This is a genomic window from Streptomyces venezuelae ATCC 10712 (assembly GCF_008639165.1).
Taxonomy (GTDB): Bacteria; Actinomycetota; Actinomycetes; order Streptomycetales; family Streptomycetaceae; genus Streptomyces; species Streptomyces venezuelae.
Genome location: NZ_CP029197.1, coordinates 350,565 through 376,212 on the forward strand (window position 1 = coordinate 350,565; position 25,648 = coordinate 376,212).

General features: G+C 73.6%; 23 protein-coding genes. 15 read left to right on the plus strand and 8 right to left on the minus strand.

The annotated features are described in order from the left end of the window. Nucleotides 1-11 precede the first annotated feature (11 nt). Nucleotides 12-818: a class II aldolase/adducin family protein gene (locus tag DEJ43_RS01565; protein WP_015031533.1), complete on the plus strand. Its 807-nt coding sequence runs from the start codon at nt 12-14 to the stop codon at nt 816-818. 39 nt (nt 819-857) lie between these two features. On the opposite strand, the gene DEJ43_RS01570 is transcribed toward DEJ43_RS01565, so the two are convergent. Beyond that, the gene (locus DEJ43_RS01570; RefSeq protein WP_015031534.1) at nt 858-1,502 is read right to left on the minus strand and encodes a TetR/AcrR family transcriptional regulator; all 645 of its coding nucleotides are present in this window, start codon (nt 1,500-1,502) and stop codon (nt 858-860) included. A gap of 100 nt (nt 1,503-1,602) precedes the next feature. Here DEJ43_RS01570 and DEJ43_RS01575 point away from each other — a divergent pair, with 100 nt between their 5' ends. The 4 genes from DEJ43_RS01575 (at nt 1,603) to DEJ43_RS37275 (ending at nt 6,478) form a co-directional block, all read left to right on the plus strand. Then, nucleotides 1,603-4,332: an FHA domain-containing protein gene (locus DEJ43_RS01575; protein WP_015031535.1), complete on the plus strand. Its 2,730-nt coding sequence runs from the start codon at nt 1,603-1,605 to the stop codon at nt 4,330-4,332. A gap of 24 nt (nt 4,333-4,356) precedes the next feature. Continuing rightward, on the plus strand, nt 4,357-5,205 hold the full coding sequence (locus tag DEJ43_RS01580; RefSeq protein WP_079179219.1) for a hypothetical protein: 849 nt from the start codon (nt 4,357-4,359) through the stop codon (nt 5,203-5,205). Then, the gene (locus DEJ43_RS01585) at nt 5,205-6,188 is read left to right on the plus strand and encodes a serine/threonine-protein kinase (protein ID WP_015031537.1); all 984 of its coding nucleotides are present in this window, start codon (nt 5,205-5,207) and stop codon (nt 6,186-6,188) included. The genes DEJ43_RS01580 and DEJ43_RS01585 overlap by 1 nt, the downstream gene beginning before the upstream one ends. Before the next feature lie 128 nt (nt 6,189-6,316). Next, entirely contained in the window at nt 6,317-6,478 is a 162-nt protein-coding gene (locus DEJ43_RS37275) for a hypothetical protein (RefSeq protein ID WP_015031538.1), read from the plus strand. 144 nt (nt 6,479-6,622) lie between these two features. Here the strand turns inward: DEJ43_RS37275 and DEJ43_RS01590 are convergent, their stop codons facing one another. After that, nucleotides 6,623-7,993 (minus strand): streptophobe family protein, encoded by a 1,371-nt coding sequence (locus DEJ43_RS01590; protein ID WP_015031539.1) that lies wholly within the window; start codon nt 7,991-7,993, stop codon nt 6,623-6,625. A gap of 136 nt (nt 7,994-8,129) precedes the next feature. On the opposite strand from DEJ43_RS01590, the gene DEJ43_RS01595 reads away from it, so the two are divergent. The 3 genes from DEJ43_RS01595 to DEJ43_RS01605 all read left to right on the plus strand — a co-directional run bounded on the left by DEJ43_RS01595 (nt 8,130) and on the right by DEJ43_RS01605 (nt 11,726). Next, the gene (locus DEJ43_RS01595; RefSeq protein WP_233447906.1) at nt 8,130-9,584 is read left to right on the plus strand and encodes a DUF6777 domain-containing protein; all 1,455 of its coding nucleotides are present in this window, start codon (nt 8,130-8,132) and stop codon (nt 9,582-9,584) included. A gap of 99 nt (nt 9,585-9,683) precedes the next feature. Then, nucleotides 9,684-11,153 (plus strand): MocR-like transcription factor YczR, encoded by a 1,470-nt coding sequence (gene yczR / locus DEJ43_RS01600; protein ID WP_015031542.1) that lies wholly within the window; start codon nt 9,684-9,686, stop codon nt 11,151-11,153. Nucleotides 11,154-11,222: 69 nt separating this feature from the next. Further along, a complete protein-coding gene (locus tag DEJ43_RS01605) occupies nt 11,223-11,726 on the plus strand; it encodes an FBP domain-containing protein (protein ID WP_041661956.1) in 504 nt (167 codons plus the stop codon). Nucleotides 11,727-11,756: 30 nt separating this feature from the next. Here the strand turns inward: DEJ43_RS01605 and DEJ43_RS01610 are convergent, their stop codons facing one another. Continuing rightward, a complete protein-coding gene (locus DEJ43_RS01610; RefSeq protein ID WP_015031544.1) occupies nt 11,757-12,953 on the minus strand; it encodes an acyl-CoA dehydrogenase family protein in 1,197 nt (398 codons plus the stop codon). A gap of 135 nt (nt 12,954-13,088) precedes the next feature. Here DEJ43_RS01610 and DEJ43_RS01615 point away from each other — a divergent pair, with 135 nt between their 5' ends. The 5 genes from DEJ43_RS01615 to DEJ43_RS01635 all read left to right on the plus strand — a co-directional run bounded on the left by DEJ43_RS01615 (nt 13,089) and on the right by DEJ43_RS01635 (nt 18,577). Next, on the plus strand, nt 13,089-14,279 hold the full coding sequence (locus tag DEJ43_RS01615) for a CaiB/BaiF CoA transferase family protein (RefSeq protein ID WP_015031545.1): 1,191 nt from the start codon (nt 13,089-13,091) through the stop codon (nt 14,277-14,279). 81 nt (nt 14,280-14,360) lie between these two features. Then, nucleotides 14,361-15,032 (plus strand): GntR family transcriptional regulator, encoded by a 672-nt coding sequence (locus DEJ43_RS01620; protein ID WP_015031546.1) that lies wholly within the window; start codon nt 14,361-14,363, stop codon nt 15,030-15,032. A 90-nt stretch (nt 15,033-15,122) separates the two neighbouring features. Further along, nucleotides 15,123-15,725 carry a 3'-5' exonuclease gene (locus DEJ43_RS01625; protein WP_015031547.1) on the plus strand — a complete coding sequence of 201 codons (603 nt, stop codon included), beginning with the start codon at nt 15,123-15,125 and terminating at the stop codon, nt 15,723-15,725. 49 nt (nt 15,726-15,774) lie between these two features. Then, a complete protein-coding gene (locus DEJ43_RS01630) occupies nt 15,775-16,368 on the plus strand; it encodes a TetR/AcrR family transcriptional regulator (protein ID WP_015031548.1) in 594 nt (197 codons plus the stop codon). A gap of 145 nt (nt 16,369-16,513) precedes the next feature. Further along, entirely contained in the window at nt 16,514-18,577 is a 2,064-nt protein-coding gene (locus tag DEJ43_RS01635; RefSeq protein ID WP_071891084.1) for a discoidin domain-containing protein, read from the plus strand. A gap of 93 nt (nt 18,578-18,670) precedes the next feature. Here the strand turns inward: DEJ43_RS01635 and DEJ43_RS01640 are convergent, their stop codons facing one another. Further along, nucleotides 18,671-19,960: an outer membrane protein assembly factor BamB family protein gene (locus DEJ43_RS01640; protein WP_015031550.1), complete on the minus strand. Its 1,290-nt coding sequence runs from the start codon at nt 19,958-19,960 to the stop codon at nt 18,671-18,673. A 201-nt stretch (nt 19,961-20,161) separates the two neighbouring features. Between DEJ43_RS01640 and DEJ43_RS01645 the strand changes: the two genes are divergently transcribed. Next, complete coding sequence (locus DEJ43_RS01645) at nt 20,162-20,866, plus strand: CBS domain-containing protein (RefSeq protein ID WP_015031551.1); 705 nt, start codon at nt 20,162-20,164, stop codon at nt 20,864-20,866. Nucleotides 20,867-20,897: 31 nt separating this feature from the next. On the opposite strand, the gene DEJ43_RS01650 is transcribed toward DEJ43_RS01645, so the two are convergent. Continuing rightward, entirely contained in the window at nt 20,898-21,623 is a 726-nt protein-coding gene (locus DEJ43_RS01650; RefSeq protein WP_015031552.1) for an SDR family NAD(P)-dependent oxidoreductase, read from the minus strand. 104 nt (nt 21,624-21,727) lie between these two features. Between DEJ43_RS01650 and DEJ43_RS01655 the strand changes: the two genes are divergently transcribed. Then, on the plus strand, nt 21,728-22,567 hold the full coding sequence (locus DEJ43_RS01655) for a LysR family transcriptional regulator (protein ID WP_015031553.1): 840 nt from the start codon (nt 21,728-21,730) through the stop codon (nt 22,565-22,567). 76 nt (nt 22,568-22,643) lie between these two features. Here DEJ43_RS01655 and DEJ43_RS01660 read toward each other — a convergent pair whose 3' ends face one another. From DEJ43_RS01660 to lysA, 3 genes are all read right to left on the minus strand, one after another. Then, nucleotides 22,644-22,943 carry a DUF1876 domain-containing protein gene (locus DEJ43_RS01660; protein ID WP_015031554.1) on the minus strand — a complete coding sequence of 100 codons (300 nt, stop codon included), beginning with the start codon at nt 22,941-22,943 and terminating at the stop codon, nt 22,644-22,646. A gap of 108 nt (nt 22,944-23,051) precedes the next feature. Next, nucleotides 23,052-24,068 carry a maleylpyruvate isomerase family mycothiol-dependent enzyme gene (locus tag DEJ43_RS01665; protein ID WP_015031555.1) on the minus strand — a complete coding sequence of 339 codons (1,017 nt, stop codon included), beginning with the start codon at nt 24,066-24,068 and terminating at the stop codon, nt 23,052-23,054. A 104-nt stretch (nt 24,069-24,172) separates the two neighbouring features. Then, on the minus strand, nt 24,173-25,642 hold the full coding sequence (lysA, locus tag DEJ43_RS01670; RefSeq protein ID WP_015031556.1) for a diaminopimelate decarboxylase: 1,470 nt from the start codon (nt 25,640-25,642) through the stop codon (nt 24,173-24,175). Between the last annotated feature and the right edge of the window lie 6 nt (nt 25,643-25,648).

Consider the following 25,648-nt stretch of genomic DNA (forward strand, 5'->3'; position numbering starts at 1 on the left):
GGAGCCGCCCCATGAGCACCGTGCCGCCCGCGCTCGCCGCCGCCGTCGGACCGTTGCCCGACGGGGCCGTACTGCCGCTGCCCCCCACCTTCGACTCGGTCGAGGAGGAGCGCCGGTACCGCAAGGAGCAACTCGCCGCCGGGTTCCGGATCTTCGGACGGTTCGGGTTCTCCGAGGGGGTCGCCGGGCACATCACGGTCCGCGACCCCGGCGACCCGAACGCCTTCTGGGTCAACCCCTTCGGCATGAGCTTCGGCCAGATCAAGGCCTCCGACCTGATCCTGGTGGACCACGAGGGCACGGTCCTGGAGGGGCGCAGGCCGGTGAACCGGGCCGCGTTCGTCATCCACTCGCGCGTCCACGCCGCCCGCCCCGACGCCGTCGCCGCCGCGCACTCGCACTCCCTGCACGGCAAGGCGTTCTCCAGCCTGGGCATCCCGCTGGACCCGATCACCCAGGACGCCTGCGCGTTCTTCGAGGACCACGGGATCTACGACGACTACCGGGGCGTGGTCAACGAGACCGAGGAGGGCGAGCGGGTCGCCAAGGCGCTGGGCGACCACAAGGCGGTCATCCTCAAGAACCACGGGCTGCTCACGGTCGGCCACTCGGTCGCCGAGGCCGTCTGGTGGTTCGTCACCATGGAACGCTCCTGCCAGGCACAGCTCCTCGCGATGGCCGCGGGCACCCCGCAGCACATCGACCGGGAGACGGCCCTGCTCACGCGCGGGCAGATCGGCGGCCACCTCGCCGGCTGGTTCCAGGCGCGGCCGCTGTGGGATCAGATCACGGCGTCCGACCCGGACCTCTTCGACTGAACGGCGGTCGGTGACGGCCGACCGGTGGCCGGACGCACCTCACCCGCGGCCGGCCGGGGGCGTGTCGCCCTCGGCCGGGACCTCCCGGGTCGACGCCTCCAGGAGCGGGGCGAGGAACTGCCGTTCCAGGCTGCCGGGCGGCAGTTCCGCCGGTTCCACATAGCTCTGCGCGAGTCCGCCCTCGCGCAGGGCGATCAGGAGCCGCGCGAACCGGTCGGCGTCCACGGTCAGTTCGCGCCCGGCCCGGCGCAGCACGAGCGTCAGGCCGCGGGCGATCTCGGCCCGCAGCCGCTCGTCGTGGCGGGCGAGCACCCACGCGGCCTGCGGGTCGCGGATCGCGTGCAGGGTGAACTCGGTGGTGACCAGGTACCAGTCCCGCTCGTCCGGTTCCACGCGGGCGGCGAGCTCCGCGAGCCGGGTCAGGGTGTACTCCTCGGCGGTCAGCGCGTCGATCGCCTCGGCGAGGCGCCGTACGGTGCGGTCGCTGTGCTCGTCGAAGAGGGCGAGGAAGAGTTCTTCCTTGCTGGCGAAGTTCGAGTAGTACGCGCCCCGCGTGTATCCGGCGCGCTCGCAGATCTGCTCGATCGTGGTGGCGTGGAAGCCGTGCTCGGCGAAGGTCTCCAGGGCGGCCTTCAGGAGCGCCGCGCGGGTACGCGGCCGGCGCCTGGTGACACCTTTCGGCACGGGTGGTTCCTCCTCGGTCGGGCGCGTGCTGCGGCGACCGCCCACCCTACCGGCGCGCTCATCCCGGGCAGGGACGAGCGTCGGCGGATAAAATTCACGCATGGGAGAGCGGCCCGTCGCGCCCGCGGCGCCCGATCTGGTCCTCGAGATCGACGGGGACGCGACGCGCATGATCCCGAGCCGCGTCTATCGCATCGGGCGCGACCCGGACGGCGACATCGTGCTGACGGACGCGCGCGTGTCCTGGCACCACGCGGTGCTCAGGGCCGCCGACGGCCGCTGGACCCTCGCGGACGAGGGCAGCACCAACGGCACCTACGCGGACGGCCTGCGGGTGGCCGGGCGGCGGGAGGTGGGCGCCGGGACGGTCGTACGGTTCGGGCATCGGGACGAGGGCCCGCGCGCGGTCCTCTCGGCGTGGGCGGGGGCGGCGGCTGGTGCGGCGCCCGACGCCGTACGGCAGCCGATCGCCCCGCCGGAACCTCCCGCCGAGGCCGTACGCGAGCCGGTCGTCACCCCGGACCCGGCGTCCGACGCCGTACGGGAGCCGATCACCCCGCCGGAGCCTCCCCCCGACGCCGTACGGGAGCCGATCACCCCGCCCGAGCCTCCCGCCGAGGCCGTACGCGAGCCGATCGCCCCGCCCGAGCCTCCCGCCGAGGCCGTACGCGATCCCCTGGCCGTGCCGGAACCCGCCGCACCGGAATCCGCGCCCGGGCCCGTCGTCGTACCGGAGACCCCGCCCGCCCCGCAGCCCCCACCCGAGTCCCCGGCCCCCGAGTCCCCGGCGCCCTCCGGGCGCGCCGGTCCGCTTCGGCCGGCATCCGTCTCGTATCCCGCCGCCACCGGGACCTTCCGGCAGCCGACGTCCGTGCGGCCGCTGCCCGCGCACAGCATCCGGATCGGCCGGGCGCCGGACAACGACGTCGTCGTTCCCGATCTCGTGGTGTCCCGGCGCCATGCCGAGCTCCGCGCCCACCCCGACGGCACCTACTGGATCCATGACCTCGGCAGTCACAACGGCACCTTCCTCAACGGCAGCCCCGTCGTCGACGCGCGGGTGACGCCGGCCGACATCGTCGGTGTCGGCCACTGCGCGTTCTGCCTGATCGGTGGGCAGCTCGTCGAGTTCACCGACACCGGTGAGGTCTCCCTCGACGTCCAGTCGCTCGCCGTCACCGTCGACCACGGGCGCAAGACGCTCCTCGACGAGGTGTCGTTCCCCGTGGGGCAGAAGTGCCTGCTCGGGGTCGTCGGACCGTCCGGGGCCGGGAAGTCGACGCTCCTGGGCGCGCTGACCGGCCAGCGCCCCGCCGACCGGGGCTCGGTGCTCTACGACGGCCGTGACCTCTACCGCGACTACGCCGAGCTGCGGCAGCGCATCGGGCTCGTCCCTCAGGACGACATCCTGCACCTCCAGCTCACCGTGCGCCGCGCCCTCGGGTACGCCGCCGAGCTGCGCTTCCCCGAGGACACCGTGCCGGCCGAGCGGCGGGCCCGGGTGGACGAGGTGATCCGGGAGCTGGGCCTCGTGGAACGCGCGGAGCAGCCGATCCACAGCCTCTCCGGTGGCCAGCGCAAGCGGGTGAGCGTCGCCCTCGAACTGCTCACCAAGCCGTCGCTGCTCTTCCTCGACGAGCCGACCTCCGGCCTCGACCCGGGCATGGACCGGTCGGTGATGCACATGCTGCGCGGGCTCGCGGACGACGGGCGGACGGTCGTCGTGGTGACGCACAGCGTGCTCAGTCTGGACGTGTGCGACCGGCTGCTCGTGCTCGCGCCGGGCGGCCGCGTCGCCTACTACGGCCCGCCCGGGGACTCCCTCGGGTTCTTCGGCTTCGACCAGTGGCCGGAGGCCTTCGAGGCCTTCGAGAACGACCGGGGCCGCGACTGGGCCGGCCAGTACCGTTCGTCCCGCTTCCACCGCCGCTACATCGCGGAGGCGACGGCCCGCCCGGACGTCCCCGTCCCGGGGGCCGCCCCGCCGCTCCGGGAGCCCGCCCCGCCGCCGAAGGCCCAGAGCTGGGGCTCGCAGCTGCGGACCCTGGTCCGCCGGTACGCGGCCGCGCTCGCCGCCGACCGCACCTTCCTCGCCATCATGATCGCGCTGCCGTTCGTGATGGGCGCGATGGCTCGGGCGCTGTCCGAGGGCAGCCTCAACCCCGAGTCGACCCTGAACGTGCTGCTCATTCTCTGTGTGGGCGGAGTGCTCACGGGCGCGGCGAACGCCGTGCGCGAGCTGGTCAAGGAGCGCACGATCTACCGGCGCGAGAGAGCCGTCGGCCTGTCCCGTTCGGCGTATCTCGCCTCCAAGGTGGTGGTCCTCGGTCTGATCACGGTCGTGCAGGCGGTCGTGCTGACCCTGGTGGCCCTGATCGGCGTCCCGTTGAACGTGCCCGGCGGCAAGGGCGTCCTCATGCCCGCGCTGGTGGAGATCACGCTCGCGGTCGCGCTCCTCGCCTTCACCGCGATGATGCTCGGGCTCCTCGTCTCGGCCCTCGTCCGCAAGGAGGAGGTGACGATGCCGCTGCTCGTCCTGCTGGCCATCGTGCAAGTGGTGTTCTGCGGGGCGCTCCTGACCGTGCGGGGCACGCCGGTCCTGGAGCAGCTGGCCTGGCTGGTGCCCTCGCGGTGGGCGTTCGCGGCGATGGGGGCGACGATCGACATCGGGAAGGTCGCGCCGAGCGACAAGACGGCGGATCCGCTGATGGATCACACGGCGGGGGCCTGGTTGTTCGACATGGGCATGATGGTGGTGCTCTGTCTCGTCCTCGGCCTGGTCGTGGCGCGGCTGCTGCGCCGCCACGAGCCGGTCGTGATGCGGAGGTAGGCCCGTGCGTGCGGAGGTAGGCCCGTGAGCGTCCCCGTGTCCGAGTACGTGCCGGACTTCCGGCCGACCCATGTCGTGCCGCGCTCGGGTCTCGACGCGTGGGAGGCGCCCGACCCGGGGCTGCCGACGACACCGCTCGACGCGTTCCTGCCCGTGCGCCTGGAGGAACGGGCCGGTGACTGGGGGCGGATCCTGTGCTCCAACGGCTGGACCGCGTGGGTCGACGCCCGGCTCCTCGTCACCGTCCCGGACGATCCGCCCGCGGCGGGCGGCCCGCTCACCAGGACGGCCGATCCGCGCCCGCTGATCGCCCGCGCGGAGGACGCGCTCGGGCGCTACCGGCGGGCGGCGGAGGCGCTCGGCGCCGGCCGCCTGGACGGGGAGAACTTCCGGCTGCGGACGCGCGGACTGCGGGTGGGGATGGTCGTCGACGGCGAGTCGGTGTGGCTGTACGACGCGGAGCACGAGCGGTGGGTGTACTGCGACGGGGTGGGGCTGAGTACGTACGCGGCGGGGTCGTCGCCCTCGGTGGCGGCGGCCGCCGTGCCCGGGGCCGGGGCCGGGGCCGACGCGGGGGAACGGGCGCCCGGCGCGGGACGGACCCCGGGCAAGGGGGCCGCGGGGGCCGAGGGGCATCCCGGCCTGCCGCCGGTGCACGAGCCGACGCAGGTGGTGGCGCAGATCGACTCCGTGCCCGTGAGCGCCGCACCGCCGGCACCGACCCAGGTCGTGCCCCGGGCCGACGACCACGCCGCGGAGCCGCCGGAGGCGCCGCCCACCCAGGAGGTACCCCGCGCCGAGCCGCCCGCCGCGCCCGCGCCGCCGCCCACCCAGGTCGTGAAGAGCCCTCCGGGAACGGCCGGTGAGGACTGATGGCCGGCGGCCCGGGCGACGACCCGGAGCTCCCGGCGGGCCGGCCCTCGGGGCTCATCGGGAAGGAGATCGCGGGCTACCGCGTGGAGGGCGAGATCGGGCGCGGCGGCATGGCGGTGGTGTACCGGGCGCTCGACCTCCGGCTCGACCGCACGGTGGCGCTCAAGCTGCTCGCCCCCGAGCTGGCCCGCAACGACACCTTCCGCAAGCGGTTCGCGCACGAGTCCCGGGTCGCCGCGTCGATCGACCACCCCCACATCGTGCCGGTCTTCGAGGCGGGCGAGACGGAGGGGGTGCTGTACATCGCGATGCGGTACGTGGCGGGGCAGGACCTGGTCGCGCTGCTCGACCGCGAGGGGCCGCTGCCGCCGGTGAAGGCCGGGCGGATCGCCGTGCAGGTGGCTTCGGCCCTGGACGCGGCGCACGCGCACGACCTGGTGCACCGGGACGTGAAGCCCGGCAACATCCTGGTGGCGGAGGGCACCGACCGGGACCATCCGGAGCACGTCTATCTCACGGACTTCGGCCTGACGAAGAAGTCGCTGTCGCTGACGGGTTTCACGACGGTGGGCGAGTTCGTCGGGACGCTGGACTACGTGGCGCCCGAGCAGATCTCGGGGAAGCCGGTGGACGGCCGGTGCGACGTGTACAGCCTGGCGTGCGTGGTGTTCGAGACGCTGGTGGGGGCGCCGCCGTTCCGCCGTGACACCGACTGGGCGGTGCTGTGGGCGCAGCAGTACGATCCCCCGCCGCCGCTCTCGGAGGTCCGGCCGGGGCTGCCGGACGCGGCGGACGCGGTGTTCGCGAAGGCGCTGGCGAAGTCGCCGGAGGAGCGGTACGGGACCTGTCTGGAGTTCGTCGCCGCGTTGCGCGCGGCCCTGACGGGCGGCGGCGCCGGTCCGGACGTGCCACGGGGCCCGGAGCCGCTGGGGCCGCCCCGGGACCCGCCCTCGTGGGCGCGGCCGGTGTTCCGCGTGCTGTAGGGCGTCAAGGCGGGGGGACGGAACCCTGGCGGGCGAAACCACGTCCCTAGGGATCAACACGTCCTGCGGACCGGGGGGTCCTGGGATCGGCACGTGCCCGGTGGGGATCGGGACGAGGGGGGAAGACCATGGATTTCTTCGACGGCGAGCTGGGCGGCCGGGACGAGACCCACATCGGCGCCGAGGGCCGCGGCTGTTCCTGGTTCTACGCGGTCCTGATCGGCTTGGCGGTCCTGGCGGTGGTCGTCTGGAACTGGTTCTGGGACGCGGTGAGAGACCTGCTGTTCTGACGTCCGGCGGGTCCGGCTACAGCCACTCCCCTTCACGCATCACGACCCTGCCGCGCAGTTCCGACGTCGAGCGCCAGGCGCGTACGGTCCGGGGCGTCACGCAAGGGACGTTCCGCGCGGTCGCGGAGTTCGCGCCGGTGCACATCACCGCTCGGATCGTGGTCCCTCCGGGGCCGGCGGGCGCTTCGGTTGCTCGATCTCGCCCTTGCGGTGGACGCGGGAGGCGAGCAGGCCGCCGAGGAAGCCGAAGAAGAGGCCCCAGACGAGGGCGAGGCCGGCCGTGGCCCAGATGTGGGGGCGCAGGATCACCTGGCCGCCGAGTGATTCGAGCTCTCCGATGCCCAGGACGGAGAGGCCGAAGTGGGCCTCGACCAGGGTGATCGGGGTGACGACCAGCATGGTCAGCGCGAACGCGACCCCCAGGCGCAGGGCGTGCTGCCAGAGCCGGGTCCTGGCCGGGGAGCGGACCGCCGCCGCGAACGCCGCGGCGAGGACCAGGACGGCGGCGATGGGCAGCAGCCACCAGGCCCGTCCGTCCTGGGCGGCGAGCGAGCCCAGGTCGATGGTGGAGAGGTCCGGGGTGTCGCCGGTGCCGTCGCCCTGGCGCAGAACGGCGTCGAGGACCTGCGGCATGGGCAGCCCGAAGGGCCCTTCGGCGACGCCCTCCCAGGAGCCGCCGATGCCGACACCGAGGGCCAGCCAGGTGATGTTGGGCAGGCCGAGGAGGAGGACGGCGAGTGTTTCGGCGGCGTGGCCCTTGGTCGCGGCCACGACCACGCCGATGACCAGGCCCACGGCGACGTACGCGAGGAGCAGGAGGAGCATCGCGTGGGCGGCGGGCCGGACGGGTTCCTGGTAGCGGACCAGCCGGGCCGGCAGCGGGGTGCTGCGGGAGACGAGGAGCGCGACGACGATGACGCCGAGGATCCACAGGAGCCCGTAGAACAGCGTGGGGCCGACGTCGGTGCGGAAGCCGACGGTGGGGTTCACGGCGTCGAGGAGCTCGCCGAAGATGTCGGTGAGCGATCCCTGGTCCTCGCCGCCGCCGATGGTGATGCGGAAGTCGTGGCGGGCGAGCGCCGAGAGGCCCGCGAGGGCGGCGAGCCACAGGACGACGGTCCCTCCGGCGCGCGCGAGGAGTTCGCGGGAGCTGGTCACGGCGTGGTGGCGCAGGGGGCGCAGGAAGCAGAAGCCGGTGACCAGTGCGCCCACCAGGGTGACGGTGAGGGGCATGGCGGTCAGTTCGGCCTGGGTTCCGGCGAGGGATCCGGCGTCGCCGGCGAGTTCGACCTTGCCGCCGACGGCCATGACGACGACGGCGGCGAGGACGGCGGTGAAGCCGCCGGGCAGGTCGGCGGCGCCCGCGGCCCAGAGGCCGAGGCCCGCCGTGACGCCCATCGCGACGTATCCGGCGACCACCGCGGCCAGGGCCTGCACGGCGACGCGGATGAGGAGCCCGGTGGGGGTCGCGGCGGGCCGTGTGGAGGTGGGGAGCCGACTGCTCACGCTGACCACGCTAGTACCGGGGACGGCTGCCGTCTCGCGGACGGTGGTCCGGCGGCGGGTCCTCCGCCCGATCGCCGCCGCTCCGCTTGCGGACCGGCCCCGTTCGGCGCACACAATGGGCCCGGAACGGAAGAAAGGGAAAAAAGTGACTTCCCACCCGCCGTCCGGCCCCCCGTCGGTCCCGCCCGCAGGTCCCCCCTCCGGCCCCCTCTCGGGCCCGAGCACACGCCCCGGGACCGCCGGTCCCCCGCCGCCCCCGGGGCCGCCCCACGGCGGCTCGGGGGGCGGCGGGGGCGGTGGTGGCGGCGGCTCCGGCGGTGGCCCGGCCGCCCCCGGGAACGGCGGCCGCGGCAAGGGCCCCTGGTGGCGCTCCGTCCCCAAGGTCGCCTCCGCCACCGCCGTCCTGGTGGCCGCCGCGGCGCTGGCCGTGGTCCTCACCAACCGCCCCGACGACGGAGGCGGCTCGACGGGATCCGGCGGCGGCGAGGTCTTCCTCCAGAACGCGGCGGCGTCGGGACCGGACCCGTTCACCCCGTCGACGGCCCGCGCCGACACCGCCTCCGCCTCGCCGGCCTCGCTGCCGCCCCGTACCGCCTCCGCCACGCCCGAGGTGTCGGGCTCGACGCCCGGCCTCTACGGCGGGACACAGTCGGTGGCCAGCTGCGACGTGGAGCAGCAGGTGCGGTTCCTCTCCGCCGAGCCCGCGAAGAACAACGCCTTCGCCGCCGTCCTCGGCATCTCGGGGAACGAGGTGCCGGGCTACCTCCGCTCCCTGACCCCGCTCCAGCTCCGGGCCGACACCCGGGTGACGAACCACGGCTTCCGGGACGGCGCGGCGACCACCTTCCAGTCGGTGCTCCAGTCCGGTACGGCCGTCCTCGTCGACGACCGCGGGGTGCCCAAGGTGCGCTGCGCCTGCGGCAATCCGCTCACGGGTCCGGTGGCGCAGAAGGCGCCGCGTACGACCGGAACGGCGTGGCAGGGCTACAGCTCGAACCAGGTCGTCGTGGTGGCGCCCTCGGTGACCGTCGTGAACGTCTTCGTGGTGTACGACCCCAAGGACGACAGCTGGTTCGCGCGGCAGCACGGCGACCACGGCCGGCACGACAGGCCGACCCCACCGCCTCCGCCGCCCACCAAGACCCCGTCGAAGTCGCCTTCGACCTCGGCCTCGACGTCCGTCTCCCCCTCCTCGCCGGTGCCGTGCGTGACGGTGACGGGCACCGAGACGCCGACGCCGAGCGGTGGGGTCACCCCGTCGCCGTGCCCCGTGACGCTCTCGCCCTCGGCGTCGACGACCTCGCCGCCGACGTCCTCGCCGCCCCCGTCCTCACCGTCGACGGAGACGTCCCCGTCCGACACGCCACCGTCGACGGACACCTCGCCTTCGACCGAGTCGTCGGGCCCCGAGTCGGCGCCGGTCACGGAGAGTTCGTCGGTTCTGTCCCCCGGCGGGTCGACCACGGCCAGCTCCCCGGCGAACCTCGCGCCGCTGACGCCCTCGGGCTCCGGCACGACCTCGCCGTCGGTCCCGGCCCCGGGTCCGGGCGCGGCTCTCGGGTCCGCTCCGGCCCTCCCCGGCCTGGAGCCGGTGGCCTGACACCGCCCAGCCCGCGGCTTCTCCCTGGCGACCAGGCCAGGTGACGGGAGTCTGTACTCTCATTGGACCTGACAGCAGAGCCAATGGGGTGTGATTGGCATGGCAGTGGCACGCGTCGTCGCCACAGCGGACCGGACCCTGACGGGCCGGCAGCTCGCGTCACTGCTCACCCCGCCGCCCGAGGGCCGGTTCGGCTACCGGGAGCTGGCGCGGGCCGTGCGGGAGGCGCTGCTCGACGGGCGGGTGGCACTGCGGTTGCGGCTGCCGGCCGAGCGGGAGCTGGCCACGGTGTTCGCGGTGAGCCGGACGACGGTGACCGGGGCGTACGACCTGCTGCGGGAGAGCGGATACGCGCACAGCCGACGCGGCGCGGGCACCTGGACGGCGCTGCCGGAGAACCAGGCTCCGACCGCCCTCGGGGCCTTCCACGGCGATGCAGGGGCGGCCGTCGACCTCGCCCTGGCCACCCCGGAGGCCCCGGCGGACGAGCTCGCCGCCGCGCTCACGAGCGCCGCCGCCGAGCTGCCGCGCTACGCCGGATCGCAGGGCTACCACCCGTACGGGCTGCCCGTGCTGCGGGCCGCCGTCGCCGCGCGCTACACGGCCCGGGGGCTGCCGACCCTCCCGGAGCAGATCCTCGTCACCACGGGGGCCCAGCAGGCGCTGTCGCTCGTGCTGACGCTCCTGGGACGGCCCGGTGACCGGGTCCTCGCCGAGAACCCCTCGTACCCCAACGCCCTCGACGCGATGCGCGGCCGGATGCTCCGCGTCACGCCGGTGCCGGTCACCGAGGCCGGCTGGGACACCGGTCTCGTGGACGCGGCGCTCCGGCAGACCGCGCCCCGCATGGCCTATCTGATCCCGGACTTCCACAACCCGACCGGCCGGCTGATGCCGCAGGAGCAGCGCCGGGAGCTGGCCAGGGCCGCGCGGGCCACCGGGACCTGGCTGATCGTGGACGAGACGCTGACGGACATCGCCCTGGACGTGCCCGCGCCGCTGCCCTTCGCGGCGACGGCCGCCGGGGGTGACGGCGAGCAGATCGTCTCCGTCGGCTCGCTGAGCAAGAGCTGCTGGGGCGGGCTGCGGGTCGGCTGGGTGCGGGCCGCGTCCCCGGTCGTGACCGAGCTGGCCCGGGTCCGGATCACCGCCGACCTGGCGGGTTCGGTCCTCGACCAGCTGGTGGCCGTCGCGCTGATGGACCGCCTCGACGTGATCCTGCCGCGGCGGATCGCGCAGCTGCGCCGGCGCCGGGACGCGCTGGCCGCGGCCCTGGCCCGCCATCTGCCGCAGTGGCGCTGGGAGACGCCGCCCGGCGGGCTGTGCCTGTGGATCGACCTGGGACGGCCGGCCGCCTCCGTCCTCGCCGCCCGCGGCACGCGGCACGGGGTGCGGGTGGAGGGCGGTGCGCGGTTCGGTGTGGACCCGGGCACGCACGAGCACCGCCTGCGCATCCCGTACACGCTGCCTGAGGACGCGTACGAAACGGCGGCGGAGCGGCTGGCGGCGGCGCTCGACGGGGCGCCGGGGAGGTTCACCGACCCGGCGCTGCCGGACTGGGTGGCCTGAGCGCCCCGCGCCGGGGGGGCGGGCCTTATTCGGGTGCCCGTCGGCCGGGGTCCGTGTACGGTCCATCGAGTGGAACCTTTGACCGACAAACAGATCCGCTCGTCCTTCGTGAACTCCACCAAGGGCGAGGCGGCACGACTGAAGCTGCCGCTCGACTTCGCCGAACTCCCCTGGGAGGACCTGGACTTCCTCGGCTGGGTCGATCCGGGCGCGCCGCTGCGCGCGCATCTGGTCGTGCCCCGCGCGGACGGCCCGGTCGGGGTGAGCCTGCGCGTGCCGGCCGCCGGCCGGACGAGCGCCATGAAGTCGAGCATGTGCCAGGTCTGCCTGACCGGGCACGCCTCCTCGGGCGTCACGCTCCTGGTGGCACCGCTCGCCGGAGCCCGTGGCCGCGAGGGGAACACCGTCGGGATCTACCTCTGCGCCGACCTCGCCTGCTCCCTGTACGTGCGGGGCAAGCGGCAGCCGAAGCTGCGCGGCCGGCGCCACGAGGAGTCCCTGACGCTCGACGAGCAGGTCGCCCGGCTGACGGGCAACCTGGACGCGTTCGTCGACCGGGTGACCTCGGGCTGAGCCCGCGTCAGGACGGCCTTCCGGTGCGGCTCAGCGGAAGGCCTGTTCGCCGGTGAGCGCCTTGCCGATGACCAGGGAGTGGACTTCGCTCGTGCCCTCGTAGGTGAGGACCGACTCCAGGTTGTTGGCGTGGCGCAGCACCGGGTACTCCAGGGTGATGCCGTTGGCGCCGAGGATCGTGCGGCACTCGCGGGCGATCGCGATGGCCTCGCGGACGTTGTTGAGCTTGCCCACGCTGATCTGCTCCGCGGTGAGCGCGCCGGCGTCCTTGAGCCGGCCCAGGTGGAGGGCGAGCAGCATGCCCTTGCCGAGTTCGACGGCCATGTCCGCGAGCTTCTGCTGCGTCAGCTGGTACGAGGCGAGGGAGCGGGCGAAGACGGTGCGGTCGCGGGCGTAGGAGACGGCCGTCTCCAGGCAGTCGCGGGCGGCGCCGAGCGCGCCGAAGACGATGCCGAACCGGGCTTCGTTGAGGCAGCCGAGGGGGCCGGAGAGGCCCCGGGCCTCCGGCAGCATCGCGTCGGCCGGGAGGCGCACGTCCTCCAGCACCAGTTCGCTGGTGACGCTCGCCCGCAGCGACAGCTTCATCTTGATCTCCGGGGCGCTGAACCCGGGGGTGCCGGCCGGGACGAGGAAGCCGCGTACGCCGTCCTCGGTACGGGCCCAGACGACGGCGACGTCGGCCACGGAGCCGTTGGTGATCCACATCTTGGTGCCGTTGAGGATCCAGTCGGAGCCGTCACGCTTGGCGTTGGTCCGCATGGCGCCCGGGTCCGAACCCGCGTCGGGCTCGGTGAGGCCGAAGCAGCCGATGTACTCCCCCGCCGCCATCTTGGGCAGCCAGCGCTGCTTCTGCTCCTCGGAGCCGTACTTCCAGATCGCGTACATGGCGAGCGAGCCCTGCACGGAGACGAGCGAACGCAGCCCGGAGTCGACGGCCTCCAGCTCCAGGCAGGCCAGGCCGTACGCGACGGCGTTGGTGCCCGCGCAGCCGTAGCCCTCCAGGTGCATGCCGAGCACGCCGACGCGGCCGAGGGTGCGGGCGAGTTCGCGGGCGGGGATCTCGCCCTTCTCGAACCAGCCGGCGACGTGCGGGCGCAGTTCGCGGTCGGCGAGGGCACGCACGGTGCCGCGGATCTCGCGCTCCTCGTCGGTCAGCAGTCCGTCGACGGCGAGCAGGTCGAAGGGGTGGACAGGAGAGGTGCTGGACTGCGACGACTGCGACTTCACGGACGGCCTCCTGGCGGCTGTGGCGACTCGGCGAGCCGAAGCGTAGCGGTAGATCGGATATTGGATCCAGTATTGAAAATCCGATATCCCCGCCGTACGGTCCGACGGGATCCGATCGGCGTGAGGGAGAACCGCATGCGCACAGACCAACCGGACACCCCACCGGCGGGTGCCCTGTCCGGGATCGTCGTCGCCGACTTCGGCCGGGTCCTGGCGGGGCCGTACATGACGATGCTCCTCGCCGACCTGGGCGCGGACGTGATCAAGATCGAGCGGCCCGGGTCCGGTGACGACACGCGCGCGTGGGGGCCGCCGTTCGCGGGCGGCGAGGCCACGTACTTCCTCGGGGTGAACCGGAACAAGCGGTCCGTCACGCTCGACCTCACGGACCCCGGTGACCTGGCGGCGGCACGCGCGATCGTGGACCGGGCGGACGTCCTGGTGGAGAACTTCCGCCCCGGCACGATGGAGAAGCTCGGCCTCGGGTACGAGGACGTGCGGGCCGGCAACCCCGGGCTCGTCTACTGCTCGGTGACCGGCTTCGGCACCGGCGAGGGCGCCCGGCTGCCCGGCTACGACCTGCTCGTCCAGGCCATGGGCGGCCTCATGAGCGTGACGGGTGAACCGGACGGTGAGGGCACGAAGGCCGGGGTGGCCCTGGTCGACGTCATCACCGGGCTCCACGCGGGCCTCGGCGTCCTCGCCGCCCTGCGGCACCGGGAGCGCACGGGCGAGGGCCAGCGGGTCGAGGTGTCGCTGCTCTCCTCGCTGCTCTCGGCCCTCACCAACCAGGCGGCCGCCCACCTCGGGGCGGGGGTCGTACCGCGCGCCATGGGCAACCGGCACCCGAGCATCGCGCCGTACGAGGTGTTCGAGGCCGCCGACCGGCCGATGGTCCTCGCCGTGGGCAACGACCGGCAGTTCCGGGCGCTCTGCGAGCGGCTCGGGCTGCCCGGCCTCGCCGGGGACGCCCGCTTCGCGACCAACACGGCCCGGGTCGCCCACCGGGAGGAGCTGCGGGCGGCCCTCGCCGGGCCGCTGGCCGCCCGTACCGCCGACGGCTGGTTCGAGGAGCTCACGGCGGCCGGGGTGCCGTGCGGGCCGATCAACGACCTCGCCGCGGCGTTCGGCCTCGCGGACCGGCTGGGGCTCGCGCCACGGGTCCCCGAGTCGGCGGCGGGTCCCGGTCAGGTGGCGCATCCGATCCGGTTCGGCGCCACCCCGGCCGCGTACCGCACCGCTCCCCCGGGGCTCGGCGAGCACACGGACGAGCTGCTCGCCTCCCTCGGACGGGCGGCGACGGGGACGATCACACGGACTCCGTAGTTCCGTGGGCGTAGGAAGATGGTCGGCACCGGTGGAGGGATCCGCCGGTGGGCGGCACGAGGGAACGGAAGGTCACAGGCGATGAGCAGCGCGGTGCAGAAGCGGCGGCCGCAGACCGCCCAGCAGTTCGTCCTGGAGGAACTGCGGCGCGCCATCACCAGCGGGGAGCTGAGGCCGGGCGGGCAGATCCGGCAGGACGCCCTCGCGGCCCGGTTCGAGGTGAGCCGCGTGCCGCTGCGCGAGGCGCTGAAGGCCCTGGAGGCCGAGGGCCTGGTCGTCCATCACATACACCGGGGCTACTTCGTCGCCGAGTTGTCGCTTGCCGACCTGGAGGAGATCTACCGGATCCGTGAGCTCCTGGAGACGGAGGCCGTACGGCTGGCGGTACGAAGGCTTCCGGACGGCATCGTGGCGACGCTCGAAGGCATCCAGCGCGAGGTGGAGCGGGCGGCGGAGGAGGGCGACGTGACGGCGATGGCGGCGGCGAACCGCCTCTTCCACTTCACCCTGATCGAGGCGTCGGGTATGCCGCGCCTGGTCCGGCTGATCACGACCCTGTGGGACTCCACGGACGCGTACCGCGCGCTGTACTACGCCGAGGATCCCCACCGGAAGCAGGCGGTCCGTGAACACCGCGCGGTCATCTCCTCGCTCCGTCAGGGCGACGAGGAGGCCACCGTCCGGTGGCTCGACGAACACCGCGCCCACGCGGTGGCGGCCCTGCGCGAGGTCCTGGACCTGGAGCGGGACTGAGCCAGGGGGCGGGCGGCGGGCGGCGGGCGGCGGGCGGCGGGCGGCGGTAAATCGGGTGCCGATCACCCCCGGCACTCCTAGGCTCGCCCCATGACGCACGGGGGACTGGTCAACATCGTCGACGTCGAGGCGACCTGCTGGGACGGCGAGCGGCCGCCCGGTGCGGTCAGCGAGATCATCGAGATCGGGCTGACCGTGGTCGATCTCGCGGCGGGCGAGAGGCTCTCCCGGCACCGGATCCTGGTGCGGCCGGCCCGGTCGCGGGTCAGTGCGTTCTGCACCGAGCTGACCGGGCTCACCCAGGCCGAGGTGGACACCGGACTGGACTTCGCCGCCGCCTGCCGGCTGCTCGCCACCACGTACGAGGCCGGTGCGCGGCCCTGGGCGAGCTGGGGTGACTACGATCGCAAGCAGTTCGCCCTGCAGTGCCGGGCCACCGGCACCCCGTACCCCTTCGGGCACCGTCACACCAACGCCAAGGCGGTGTTCACGGAGGCGTTCGGGCTGCGCAGGCGTCCGGGCATGGCGCAGGCCCTGGAGATCGCCGGGCTTCCGCTGGAAGGACGTCATCACCGGGGCGAGGACGACGCCTGGAACATCGCCGCCCTGGTGCTGCTGGTGGCCGGGCGCGACGCGTGGCCGGAGCACGGGCCGGCGGCCGCGGCGGGTACCGGGTCGGGGACCGCTCCGTAGGAGCCCGCGGAAGCTGCGGTTACCCTTGCGCCGGACGCGAGGAGGAACCATGGGGCGGATGCCGTCGGCCGAACGACGCAGGCAGTTGGTCGAGGCCGCGATCAGGGCGATGACCAGGGACGGGGTCGCCCGGACCACCACGCGGTCGATCTGCGCCGAGGCCGGTGTGTCGCTGAGCGTCTTCCACTACTGCTTCGAGTCCAAGCAGGCCCTCCTCGAAGCCGCGATCGAGACGATCAACGCCAACTACGTGGCGCGGGTGATGTCGGCGGTCGAGCCCGGAGCGACCTTGCGCGAGACCGTGCGGGGCGCGCTCCAGTCGTACTGGGACCATGTCACGGCCCGTCCGGGCGAGCACATGCTGACGTACGACCTCACCCAGTACGCCCTGCGCGAGCCGGGGTTCGAGCATCTGGCGCGCGCCCAGTACGAGCAGTACGCGCTGTCGGCGGGCGCGCTGGTCGAGCAGGTCCGGGCGATGCGCGGTCTGGAGCCGCGGGTGCCGGTGGAGACGGTCGCGCGCTACCTCGCGGCGGCGATCGACGGCCTGACGCTGCAGTTCCTGGTGCTCTCCGACGAGAAGACCGCCACTGACCTGCTCGATCTGACGGCCGATCAACTCGTGTCGCTGATCGAGGGATAGCGCTCCGGAAGCGAAACATGTGATCGGGATGGGTGAACCCTGTCCCGGTGAACAGGTCATCTGTCCCGGACCCTTGACTCACTCCGCCAACACCGCGATCCTCGGGGCGCCCGGGACACCCCACCGACCGGAGGCATCGCTGACCATGACTCGTCCCCTGACGCGCGGAACCGGCGGCAGATCCGCCCTTCTCGCGCTGTTCCTCGCCTTGGCCGCCGTGCTCTTCGGCTCCGGTCCCGTCCCCGCGGCCGCCGCCGGCGGCGCGTGGTGGGAGCCCACCTCCCGGCCCGCGGCCGACTCGCAGATCAACGTCACCGGAGCGCCGTTCACGGGAACGGACGCCCAGGGGAAGGTGCGCGGCTTCGTCGACGCGCACAATCACCTGATGTCCAACGAAGGGTTCGGCGGCCGGCTCATCTGCGGCCAGACGTTCTCCACGGCCGGTGCCGCGGAGGCGCTCAAGGACTGTCCCGAGCACTACCCGGACGGTTCGGGCGCGCTCTTCGAGAACATCACGGGCGGCGCCGACGGGCACCACGACCCGGTGGGCTGGCCGACGTTCAAGGACTGGCCCGCCCACAACTCCCTGACCCACCAGCAGAACTACTACGCCTGGGTGGAGCGCGCCTGGCGCGGCGGGCAGCGGGTCCTCGTCAACGACCTGGTGACGAACGGCCTCATCTGCTCGATCCTGCCCCGGGACCGGAGCTGCGACGAGATGACCTCGATCCGCCTCCAGGCCCGTAAGACGTACGAACTCCAGGACTACGTCGACGGGATGTACGGCGGCCCCGGCAAGGGCTGGTTCCGCATCGTCACCGACGCCGCGCAGGCGCGGTCGGTGATCGAGCAGGGCAAGCTCGCGGTCGTCCTCGGCGTGGAGACCTCCGAGCCGTTCGGCTGCAAGCAGATCCTCGATGTCGCGCAGTGCAGCAAGGAGGACATCGACCGGGGCCTCGACGAGCTGTACGGGCTCGGGGTGCGCAGCATGTTCCTGTGCCACAAGTTCGACAACGCGCTGTGCGGTGTCCGGTTCGACTCGGGCGCGATCGGGACGGCGGTCAACATCGGCCAGTTCCTGTCGACGGGCACCTTCTGGGCCACGGAGAAGTGCACGGGCCCGCAGCACGACAACCCGATCGGCCTCGCGGCCGCGCCGGTGATGGCCGCCAAGCTCCCGGCGGGGGTGAGCGTCCCCTCGTACGCCTCCGACGCGAAGTGCAACACCCGGGGTCTGACCAGGCTCGGCGAGCACGCGCTGCGGGGCATGATCGACCGCGGGATGATGCTGGAGCTCGACCACATGAGCGTCAAGGCGGCCGGGCGGGCGCTGGACATCCTGGAGTCCGAGGAGTACCCGGGCGTGATCTCCAGCCACAGCTGGATGGACCTGGACTGGACCGAGCGGCTCTACCGGCTGGGCGGCTTCGTCGCCCAGTACATGAACGGCGCGGAGGGCTTCGTCGGCGAGGCCGGCCAGAAGGCGGACCTGCGCGCGAAGTACAAGGTCGGCCTCGGCTACGGCACCGACATGAACGGGGTCGGCGGCTGGCCCGCCCCGGTCGGGAACGGCAAGCCGAACTCGGTCACGTACCCCTTCCGCAGCGTCGACGGCGGTTCGGTGATCGACCGTCAGGTGACCGGCGAGCGCACCTGGGACCTCAACACGGACGGCGCCGCGCACAACGGCATGGTGCCGGACTGGATCGAGCAGGTGCGGCTCACCGGCGGCCGGGGGATCGTGGACGAGATGGCCAAGGGCGCCGAGTCGTACCTGACCACGTGGAAGGCGACGGAGAACCACGAGCCGGGCGTCAACCTCGCGGCGGGCGCGCCGGGTTCGGCGAGTTCCTCGGAGTGGAACCCGTTCACCAGCTACGCACCGGGCCGGGCGCTCGACGGCGACACCGGGACGCGCTGGGCCAGCGACTGGTCGGACGACCAGTGGCTGGGCGTGGACCTCGGGGCCGTACGCCGGATCGGCCGGGTCACCCTGGACTGGGAGCGGGCGTACGCCCGTCAGTACCGGATCGAGGTGTCCGAGAACGGCACGGACTGGCGGACGGTGTGGCGCACGGACGCAGGTGACGGCGGGTACGACACGGCGGAGTTCCCGTCGACGTCGGCCCGTTACGTACGGTTCCACGGCGAGCGGCGGGCCACCCAGTGGGGCTACTCGCTCTACGAGGTCGCGGTGCACCGCGCCTGAGCGCACAGGGGCGGGGGCCGGCCGGATCACATGTCTGATCCGGCCGGCCCCCGCTGTCGGTCTTTCGGCGTCGCTCGCCGACGGGCGCTCGCCTCAACTCCCGCTGGGGCCCGTCCAGTCGGCGGGGACGCGAGCGAGGCGGACGCGCTGCGGGTGGTCGCCGACGGCCACGGACGCCACGCGCTGCCCGGTGGCGAAGTCGATCGCGGTGACCCGGTCGGCTCCGCTCTCGGAGATGACGCAGGAGCGGCCGTCGCCGCTCACGGTCGCCCAGTACGGCTTGGACGCCTCGACGCGCGGGCCCTCCTGGAGGGACTCGCGGTCGACGACCATCGCGTAGTCGTCCATCGTCCCCGCGACGCAGAGCTTGGCGCCGTCGGGGCTCATCGAAAGGCCGTGGTGACGCGAGTCATTGACCCAGGTGGTCCGGTCGGGGTCGGTCTTCGGGTTGCCCGGCAGGACCTTCGCCCGGGTGATGCGGTCGGCCTCGATGTCGTACTCCAGGAAGCCGTTGTAGAAGGAGACCTGGAAGTAGAGCTTCTTCTCGTCCGGGGTGAAGGCGACGGGGCGGACGGCGTCGGAGAGGTCCTTGCGGCCGAAGGCGTCGAGGCGCTCGCGCATGTCGATGACCCGGACGGTCTTGAAGGTCGTGGCGTCGACGACAGTGATGCGCCGGTCGCCCTTGGTCCAGTCGAGCCAAGGGGCGTCGAGGGCGGTGGTGACCTCGCCGATGGACATGTTCCACAGCAGCCCGTCGGAGGTGAAGACGTTCTCGTGGGGCTTGTCGCCGGTCTTGAACGAGCCGAGCTCACGGCCGGTGGCGACGTCGAGGACGTGCACGGTGTTGGCGGTGGAGGCGGAGACCGCCACCCGGGTGCCGTCGGGCGAGACGGCCATGTGGTCGGCGCGGTAACCGGCCACCGGGAAGCGCCAGTTGATCCGGCCGGTGCGCAGGTCGAGCGAGACGACGTCGGCGAAGCTGGGCCGGGAGACGACCATGGAGGAGCCGTCGGGGGACGCGTACATGTCGTCGACGAACTGGTCGTGCCCCTCCCCCGGTCCGCTGCGGACGCCGAGGAAGAAGGCGAGCTTGACGGGGTTCAGATAGATCTCGCGGAGGCGTTCCTCCTTGTCGGGGATGACGTTGAGGCGGCCGATGCGTTCGAAGTCGCCCTGGGAGGCGATGACGTCGGCCGTTCCGTCCCAGTTGTTGCCGACGAACATCGCCTCGCGGAGCCCGGTCCCGGCGCTCGCGTCGCGGGCGCCGGGCGCCTCGGGCACGGCGGAGCCGGTGCCGGCCGCGGTGGCGACGAGGGCCACGGCGACCGCGAGGGCGGCGGCGAGGCGGCGGGGACGGGTGGGCGAGGTGCGGGGAGAGGGCATGCGGGGCTCCTTCTTCCTGCTCGTGGAGTGGGCTTACCCGAAGTAACCATGAGCATGACAACCCTCGCAAGACCTTGTCCGGACGCTTGTCCCGGACGCTCGCCCCGGTCACCGCCCGGGCCTCTCGCACCACCCCTCGTCCCGCACCGGCGCGCGGTAGGAGATCATGGACTCCGGAACCCAGAAGGGACGGAACGGACGATGAGGCACCGCAGTGTCGCCGACCTGATGACGCCGACCGCGGTGGCGGTGCAGCCCGGGACGTCTTTCAAGGAGATCGCGCGACTCCTCGACGAGTACGGCATCACCGCCGTCCCGGTGGTCGACGATGAGCACCGGCCCGTGGGCGTGGTCTCCGAGGCCGATCTGCTGCGCCGCCACACGGCCAAGGACGGGCCGAGCACCGCCGAGGCCATGATGTCCAGCCCGGTCGTCACCGCCCGGCCCTCCTGGACGGCGGTCGAGGCGGCCCGCCTCATGGAGCGGCACCGAGTGAAGCGGCTGCCGGTCGTGGACGCGGACGGACGGCTGATCGGCGTGCTGAGCCGCAGCGATCTGCTCCAGCTGTTCCTGCGGCGGGACCGCTCGATCCAGGAGGAGATCCGCGAGGACGTCGTCGTCCGCATCCTGCGCCTCTCCCCCTCCGCCGTACACATCGACGTCGACGAGGGCCGGGTGACCCTCAGCGGCACCCTGGACCGCCCCGGCATCGGCCCCATCCTGGTCCGGCTGTGCGAGACGGTGGACGGGGTGGTGGAGGTCGAGGACCGGCTGACGTACGAGGAGGGGGAGGAAACGGCGCCGGGGCCGGGGCTGGGGTCGGAACCGGGACCGGGGCCGGGGTCGGGGTCGGGGTCGGAACCGGGACCGGGGTCGGAACCGGGTCCGGAGGGCGGGGCGGTCTAGCGCTCCGGCCGAAGCGCGCCCGGTGAGCCCGTCACCAGGGCACGGTGCCGCCGTCGTCGAAGAATCCGCCGGTCGGTCCGTCGTCCGGCAGGGTCGCGAGGTGGATCGCGATCGCCGCGCCCTGGCGTGGGGTGCGGACACCCTGGAAACCGTTGAGGTCGGTGGCGGTGTAGCCGGGACAGCCGGAGTTGACCAGGATGCCGGTGTCGCCCAGTTCCTTGGCGTAGTGGACGGTGACGGCGTTGAGGAAGGTCTTGGACGCCGAGTACGCGACCAGGGCCGGGCCCATGTCGATGCCGGGCGTGGTCTGCAGGACGAGCGAGCCGACGCTGCTGGCCATGTTCACGATCCGCGCCGACGCCGAGCCGCGCAGCAGCGGCAGCATCGCGTTGGTGACGCGGATGACCCCGATCACGTTGGTCTCCACCACGGCCCGGACGGTCGCGGGATCGACCGTGGTCGGCGTCTGCGGCATCCCGCCGGTGATCGCGGCGTTGTTGACCAGGACGTCGAGCCCGCCGGCCCGGTCGGCGATCAGCTCGGCCGCGGCGACCGCACTCGTCTCGTCCGCCACGTCGAGCGGAACGCCGAACGCGTCGGTCCCGCCCGCGCGCAGCTTCTCCACCGCCGTGTCGCGACGCTGCTTGTCCCGCGCGCCCACACCGACTCGCCAGCCGAGGGAGCCCAGGCCCGCCGCGATCTCGTAACCGATTCCCTTGTTCGCGCCGGTGACCAGCGCGATCCTCTGTGCACTCATGTCGTCGAGCGTGCTGCGGACCGGGGCGGGACGTCCAAGACCGGTTGGGTGGGCGGTGATACCGCGCGGATATCGGTCGTGATGAGCGCCGTTACGATGGCGCGGTGGAGACGCGGGAGCTACGGTATTTCGTCGCCGTCGCCGAGGAGTTGAACTTCGGTCGGGCGGCGCAGCGGCTCGCCATGGCACAACCACCGCTCTCGCGGGCGATCCAGCAGCTCGAGCGGCGGCTCGGAGTGGTCCTGCTGCACCGCACCGCTCGCGGCGTCTCCCTGACCGAGGCGGGGTCGGTTCTCCTGCGGGAGGGCCGGGCCGCGCTCGACGCGGTCGAAGCCGCCGAGCGCCGCACCCGCCGCGCGGCTGCCGGACCGCCCGGCGTGGTGCTGGCCACGAAGGCCGGGGCCTCCAGCGAACTGCTGTCGAAGCTGCTGGACGCCTACGCCGCCGAGCCCGGCGCGGTCGCCGTCGAGGTGCTGCTGTGCGGGCCCGGCGAGCAGGAGCGTCTGCTGCGCGACGGGCGGGCCGACGTCGCCCTGCTCCAGCGGCCCTTCGACACGACGGCCGGACTCGACACCGAGGACCTGCACACCGAGCGGCAGATGGTGGTCCTGCCCGCGGGGCACCCGTCGGCCGGCCGCACCCATCTGTCGATGGCGGAGGTCACCGCCTTGACGGACCTGCCGCTGCCCCGCTGGCCGCGACGGGACGGGAGTTGTCCCGAAGGACCCGGCCCGCGGGTGCGCGACCACACCCAGCTGTTCCAGCTGATCGCGCTCGGCCGCGCCTGCGCCGTCGTGCCCGAGTCCCTCCGTGCTCACCTGCGCGGCGATCACGCGACGGTCCCGGTGCCGGACGCGCCGCCCGTCACCACCGTCATCGCCTGGCCGCCGCACAGCAGGTCTCAAGCGGTGGCGGCCCTCGTCCGCACCGCGACCCGCCTCTAGGGCTTGTCCGCCGCCAGCCCGTGTCCGCCGCTAGGTCGCGTCCGCCGCGGGCCAGGTGGGACTTTCCGGTCGTGGCCTAGGTGACCGCCTCCGGCCAGCCGTAGCCGGGGCCGGTGTGTTGGGGGACGGTCCCCGCGCCCACCGCCTCCATCTCCCTGTTCGCCTCGCGCATCAGCTTTCCTGCCAGGTCCTTCATCGCGCGGCTCGCGGCGAGCTCGTCACCGATCGCCGGGACGTCCACGTCCGCCGGGTTGCACCGGGCGGAGCCGTGGCCCGTGAGGTTCGAATTGCCGGTGAGGAGTCGGGCCTCGGCCTTGGTGGTCCCGTCCTCCTCGACCAGTTCCACGCCGACGGTCCACTCCAGGGTGCGGCTCATGGTCTGCCTCCTCGCACAGCCGGCCGCGCGCGACCGAGGCGCGGCCCCTTTCCACCTCCAGGATCCATCGGCCGGGGCGCCGACGCACGGGGGCGGCGGCAGGGGCGGTCAGGGGGCGCGGAAGAGCCGGGGGAAACGAGGGGCGAGCCAGGGTTTGCGGCCCCAGCCGAGCGCCTTGCCGCGGGCGATCACCGGCCATGGGTCGGCCCGGCCGAGGCCCAGGAGGAGGAAGGCGACCGGCTCGGTGAGGATGGTGCAGTCCGGCCGGGCGGGCGGCGCGTGGCTGACCTCGACCGTGCCGTCCGTGACGGCGACGCCGAAGGCCGGGCCACCGCGGAGCCGTACCGCGAACCGGGCCGTCAGTCCGGCGACGGCGGCGGGGTCCGTCACCCGGGGCATCGCCTCCCTCATGAACGGCAGCGTCAGCTCGACCCGGTGCGCGTCCAGCATGTGGGGGCGGCCGAGGGCGAGGGCCAGGTCGTAGCCGTGGCCGAGCATGTGGGTCAGCAGGTACGAGCCGAGGACGGCCGGGCGCATCACGCCGAGCGGCGTCGTGAGCGGCGCGTCCGGGTCGCGGTCCTCCACTGCGGCGAGGAAGGCGGCCGCCTGCGCGGTGATCATCTCGGCCAGCGGGCCGGGCTCACGCTCGCCGAACCCGGCGAGCGCGAGCTCGTTCGCTGCGGCCAGGCTGCCCGGAGTGCCGTCGCCGTGGGGCCGCTCGTGGCCGGCGGCGAGCTCGGCCATGAGGGCGTTCGCCTGGGCGAGATGGGCGGCGGCCTCGCCGAGGGTCCAGGTGGAGCGCGGTACGGGCAGCCCGGCCGCGTCCGGCCCGGCGGCCGTGCGCAGGACCGAGGCGATGTCCTCGGCCGTCCCCCGTATCGCCTCAGCGAGCCCGCCGGGCAGCACCCCGTCCGCCTCGGTAGGCCCACCGGGCAGCACCTCGTCCGCCTCGGTAGGCCCACCGGGCAGCACCTCGTCCGCCTCGGTAGGCCCACCGGGCAGCACCTCGTCCGCTTCCGTACGCCCGCCGGGCAGCACCTCGTCCGTCTCCGTACGCCCGCCGGGTGGCGCCCCCTCCGCCTCGGTGGCTCCGCCCGGCAGCGCCCCGCCCGTCCCTCGCACCATCGTTTCCGCCCCTCCCCTGACTCCGGCGGCTCCGTGCGGAAGGCCGGTGGTGAGGGAACGTACCAGCGAGTAGCTCCGTGGGCACCGGCCCGGAGCGCATTCGTCTACAGGCCGACGTCCCGCGCCCTGAGGTCCTCCAGGGTCTCCCTGCGGACGAGGAGCCGGGCCCGGCCGTCGCGGACCGCGACCACCGGGGGACGGCCCACGAGGTTGTACGAGGACGCCATCGACAGGTGGTACGCCCCCGCCACCGGCACCGCCAGCAGGTCGCCCGGGTGGGTGTCGGCGGGCAGCGGCACGTCCTCGGCCAGGATGTCCCCGGCCTCGCAGTGCCGGCCCACGACCGTCACGCGCTCGGGCCCGGCCAACGAGTGACGCCCGATCAGGCGCGGGGCGTAGCGCACCCCGTACAACGCGGGCCGGGGGTTGTCGCTCATGCCTCCGTCCACCGCCACGAAGGTCCGCCCGGGCGTCCGCTTGACCGCGAGGACGCGGTACACGGCGACACCCGCCGGGCCGGTGACCGCCCGGCCCGGCTCGATGACGAGGCGCGGCACGGGGAGCCCGGCCGCCGCGCAGCTCTCGGCCAGTTCGGCACGGACCTTGCGGGCGAGCGTGGTGAGGTCGAGGGCGGGTTCGCCGGGGCGGTGGGCGATGCCGTGACCGCCGCCGAGGTCGAGCTCCGGCAGGGTGACCCCGTGGGTGTCGCGGACCCTGGCCATGAGGCCGACCAGCCGCCGTACGGCCACGAGGTACGGCTTGACGTCGGTGATCTGCGAGCCCAGGTGGCAGTGGATTCCGGTGAGTTCGAGCTGCGGCTGGTCCAGGACGCGGGCGATGGCGTGCTGGGCGTGGCCGTCGCGGAGCGAGAGGCCGAACTTCTGGTCGTCGGAGCCGGTACGGATCTTCCGGTGGCCGCCCGCGCTGATGCCCGGCGTCACCCGGACCATGACCTTCTGATGGCCGCCGCTGCCGACGGCGGCGGCGATCCGCGCGATCTCGGCGGGCGTGTCGATGACGATCCTGCCCACCCCGAGGCGCAGGGCGGTGCCCAGGTCCTGCGGGGACTTGGCGTTGCCGTGGAGCAGGATCCGCTCGGCCGGGAACCCCGTGGTGACGGCCAGCTCCAGCTCTCCCGCGGAGCAGACGTCCAGCCCGAGGCCCTCCTCCTCGACCCAGTGGACGAGGGCGCGGCACAGGAAGGCCTTGGCCGCGTAGTGGATCTCGGCGTCGGGGAAGGCGTTGCGGTAGGTGCGGCAGCGCTCGCGCACCTCGGCCTCGTCGAGGACGTACGCGGGGGTGCCGTGGCCCTCGGCGATCTCGGCGAGGGGCACGCCGCCGACGAGGAGGCGGCCGTGCGGCTCTTCCACGGTGCTCGCGGGCCAGACGGAGAGCGCGTCGCCGGGGGCAGGCGTGCCGCCGTGGCCGGGGGTGGGCGCGCCGCCGTGGCGGGGCGCGGTGGCAGGGGTCGGCGGCGGCACGGGGGCGGCTGGAACGGCCGATCCCTCAGGGGTGCTCGGTGCGGTCGGCGCCGTGGGGGCCTTGCGGGCCGGTGACAGGGGAACGGTGGTCACCTCTTC